Annotated in this window: 4 protein-coding genes and 1 pseudogene; 1 reads left to right on the forward strand and 4 read right to left on the reverse strand. The window is 58.5% G+C overall.

The features are described 5' to 3' along the window. Positions 1-1091: pseudogene (locus DQ405_RS25715) on the forward strand (aldehyde dehydrogenase family protein); the annotation flags it as partial. A 23-nt stretch (positions 1092-1114) separates the two neighbouring features. Here the strand turns inward: DQ405_RS25715 and DQ405_RS25720 are convergent. From DQ405_RS25720 to DQ405_RS25735, 4 genes are all read right to left on the reverse strand, one after another. After that, complete coding sequence (locus tag DQ405_RS25720; protein ID WP_174824724.1) at positions 1115-1636, reverse strand: hypothetical protein; 522 nt, start codon at positions 1634-1636, stop codon at positions 1115-1117. Positions 1637-1756: 120 nt separating this feature from the next. Next, the gene (locus DQ405_RS25725) at positions 1757-2263 is read right to left on the reverse strand and encodes a hypothetical protein (protein ID WP_003192419.1); all 507 of its coding nucleotides are present in this window, start codon (positions 2261-2263) and stop codon (positions 1757-1759) included. Then, positions 2260-2778, reverse strand: a complete 519-nt coding sequence (locus tag DQ405_RS25730; protein ID WP_003192421.1) for a hypothetical protein — start codon at positions 2776-2778, stop codon at positions 2260-2262. Before DQ405_RS25730 ends, DQ405_RS25725 begins: the two co-directional genes overlap by 4 nt. Further along, complete coding sequence (locus tag DQ405_RS25735) at positions 2775-3344, reverse strand: hypothetical protein (RefSeq protein WP_241730229.1); 570 nt, start codon at positions 3342-3344, stop codon at positions 2775-2777. Before DQ405_RS25735 ends, DQ405_RS25730 begins: the two co-directional genes overlap by 4 nt. Positions 3345-3658: the final 314 nt, after the last annotated feature.

Here is a 3658-nt window from a genome sequence, read left to right on the forward strand (position 1 = left end):
AAGCTCAGCGGCCAGACCCTCACGCCGTCGCTGCCTTCGTTCAATGGCGAGCGCTACACCGCCTTCACCTTGCGCGAACCGGTGGGCGTGGTGGTGGGCATTGTGCCGTGGAATTCTCGACCATGATCGCCATCTGGAAGCTCGCCTCGGCACTGGTGACCGGTTGCAGCATCATCATCAAGCCCAGCGAATTCACACCGCTGACCCTGCTGCGCATCGCCGAACTGGCCATCGACGCCGGGTTGCCGGCGGGGGTGCTCAATGTGCTGACCGGCGGCGGCCAAGTCGGCAAGGGGCTGGTGGAACACCCCGGCACGCACAAGGTGTCCTTCACCGGCTCAGTGCCCACCGGTATTGCAGTAGGCCGCAGTGCCATGGGCGCCGGGCTGACCCGCGCGACCCTGGAACTGGGTGGCAAGAACGCCGCCGGCTTCCTGCGCGACATGGATGTAGACAAAGCGGTGGATGGCATTATCGAAGCGGGTTTCCTGCACTCGGGGCAAATCTGCGCAGCGGCCGAACGTTTCTTCGTGCACCGCTCGCAAATCGACGCCGTGCTGGAAAAACTCAAGGCGCGTCTCAGCCGCCTGACCATGGCTCGCCCCTGGATGAACACACCGAATTCGGCCCGGTGACCCACCAGCAACACCAACAAAAACTGCTCGGCTACTTCAACCAGGCCCGCGCCGAAAACAACACGATCATCCACGGCGGCCACCTCATCGACCGCCCCGGCTGCTACGTCGAACCCACCGTGATCCTCGCCAACCACCTGCACGACACCCTGCTCAACGAGGAGACCTTCGGCCCCATCGCCACCTTCCTGCCCTACGACAGCGAAGACGAACTACTGACCATGATGAACCACGGGGCCTACGGGTTGAGCGCCAGCCTGTGGACCAATGACCTGGGCAAGGCCCTGCGCATGATCCCGGCCGTCAAGGCCGGCACCCTGTGGGTGAACATGCACACCTTGCTCGACCCGGCAGTGCCGTTTGGTGGCAGCCGGTCTTCGGGATTAGGGCGGGAGTTTGGCAGTGCGTTCATTGAGGACTACACCGAGCGTTAAGTCGGTGATGGTTCGGTATTAAGGGCTGAGTGCCGACGACCGGAATCAGGGCGCAGGTTTGGCGGGTGGGCCACGAAACAGGTTCCTGGAAATGATGTCGGCCTTCAGCATCTTGAGTTGCAGATGACGATTCACTGCGCCAACTCCTTCCATATAACGGGTGACATGGCGCTTCCACGTATCGACCAACACGAAGGGCGCCAAGCCAATTGCAACAAACGGAAAAATAACCAAACCGAAAAGAATTTTCATAAGTTCCAAGCACCCTTGCAACAAATTCACAGGGCCCAAGGATTTTTCATAATGCAATTTCTTGGTCAACACGTCGGAAATCAGGTTCGTGCCGATGGCGGCGGTTACAAACGGGAAAACAAAGAGGAACAGGTTGGAGCGGTGTTTCACCTGGTCAAACAGAGCACCGCTGATTTTGCCTTTTTCGTGCAGTGACTGCGCCAGCCCATTGAATGCGTCGATGGAGACCACGGCACACGCGGCAATCGAAATCAGCGCAACGCCGGTCGCCACGACAACTTGCGGCGTGGTGTCTTTTGTCCAGAATGAAGCCAATCACCGCCATCACCAACACAAAGGCCATCACCAAAAAGCCCAGTTGCACATCCAAGCCAAACAACAATTCGTAATTCATCCGTGAACCTCTCTATCAACACTAATTAAAATAACCAACTGTCACTGATAAGGAATCAAGTGATCGTGCTCCAGATCCCGCATCAACTCGCTCAACATCTCGCTTTCGCTGCGGGGCTCGGTCATGGGGATGTACCAGGTCGTAGCTGTCCAACCACCACGCTTGTAAGCATAGGTTTTGAGCAGTTGCCCGTCCTTGAACAGCGAGCCGTGCAACTGGCGCTCGTAGGTGTAGGGCACTGGCACGGTCAACAGCGTCAACGCGCCAAGTATCGCCGGGAGCGCACCGGCCCCTTTACCGCCGCGTTGATCGACCAACAAGCTGTAGCCCGTCTTGCTGAAACCGCCATCCATAAAACTGAAGGCACCTGTGTCACGCAACAACTGGATAACTTCGCGTTGCGTCTGCTGTTCAAACCTCGACACGGGCGACGGCATCGTGACACTCATCGGCACGTAGGCACGCTCTGCCTTGTAATCCAACGGTTTGAGGGCGGTACCGCAACCACCGAGCAACAGCACGGCGGCCAGTAACGTAGTCCTGATCATTGTGCGTGCTCTTCGGGCAGCAGCCCGTCGCGCTGTACATCTTCGGCAAAAGCCCGTGCAACACGGTGACCGCTCTGTAGCTCCATCCCGCCAGGGCCATCCAGCAGCCAGGAATATTTGTGGGTGACGTTGCGGTAGCTGTACTGCTTGAGCTGCTTCCCATTGTGCTGCAGGGAGAACTCGGTGGTGGTGTCAATGCTCACGGACAGGGGCAGCAGAAACAGAGTTGCCGCGCTCAGCAGTACCACCGGGAAAGGCGGCATATCACGCTGAACGTTGTAGCGCACCCACACCGAGTAATCGTCCGCGTTGCCCCGGCCGCTTTCGACACTGCGAAACACCCCAGTCTCACGCAATTGGTTACGAATTTGTGCTGCATTAAGCGGGTCATCGATCATGACGTGGATCGGCTTGAGATATTCCTTGCCATCCGGCAATGCACGCTCAGGAAGCGTATGGGTGGTTGCACACCCGGTCAGCAGCGCCAGGGCGCTGAACGTAATAAAACGGTTCATGGGCGTGTCTCGTGAAGGATGTTCTGGCCCGCCCCGGATGGCAGCGGCGCGATGATATAAGGGGCGGCGCTGCGATAATCCAGCGGCAACAACTCCAGAGCCGGCAGGCCCGCAACAGAGTGCCGCGCTAGCGGCTCATCGCGTGCTTGCTGGTCGCGCCAGCGGAAGGCACACAGCGAAGCGCCAAGGCATAACGAGCGAAATTCACCGAGGTAATAGGCGTTGCCGGCCTTCAGGCGCAGTGGCAGGTTGAATTTCTCTCGCGCCTGCACCGAGGTGTAGGTCGTCCCCAGAGGGGGTGAATAACTGCTGGAGAAAAACTGAAAATCATAGAACTCATAATCCCCAGGCTTGAGCGCCAACACGAATACACTGGCGGCACCGGCCGCATCCTTCACATCCTGAGGTGTTTGCCGACCGACGCCCACCCAGATCGCTGCGGCGCCAAACTCGGAACCGCGCTTGCGAAACAGTAAACGCTGATTAGGCGCAGGAGATGCGCTAAGGCTCTGCGGGCCGATTGATCCGACTACATAAGCGACCGGGTCCTGGGGGCCAGGTTGCAACGGCTGGCTAACCAGCGACGCAGACTGAGTACCGCAACCTGCCAGGGCTGCCGTAATCAAGAACAAGGCCAAAGGCCGAGAGAAGCGAGACATATCGAACCCTGAACGCAGGCATAAAAAATAAACGGCAGGCGTCAGGAAAAATATGGGATGAGCCTTCCTGGCGCTGCGCTCGCGTCACTGCGAGGGGGGCGAATGGTACGGGGGGAATCGCGGTTTGACTACAGATGATCAGCAGCATTTGTCAGCGCTCGGTGGTCAAAGCCACTCATATCAACCGCCTCCGCCTCAATCTCAATCAACCACTGCGGCAA

It is taken from the genome of Pseudomonas sp. SST3, from assembly GCF_003325755.1.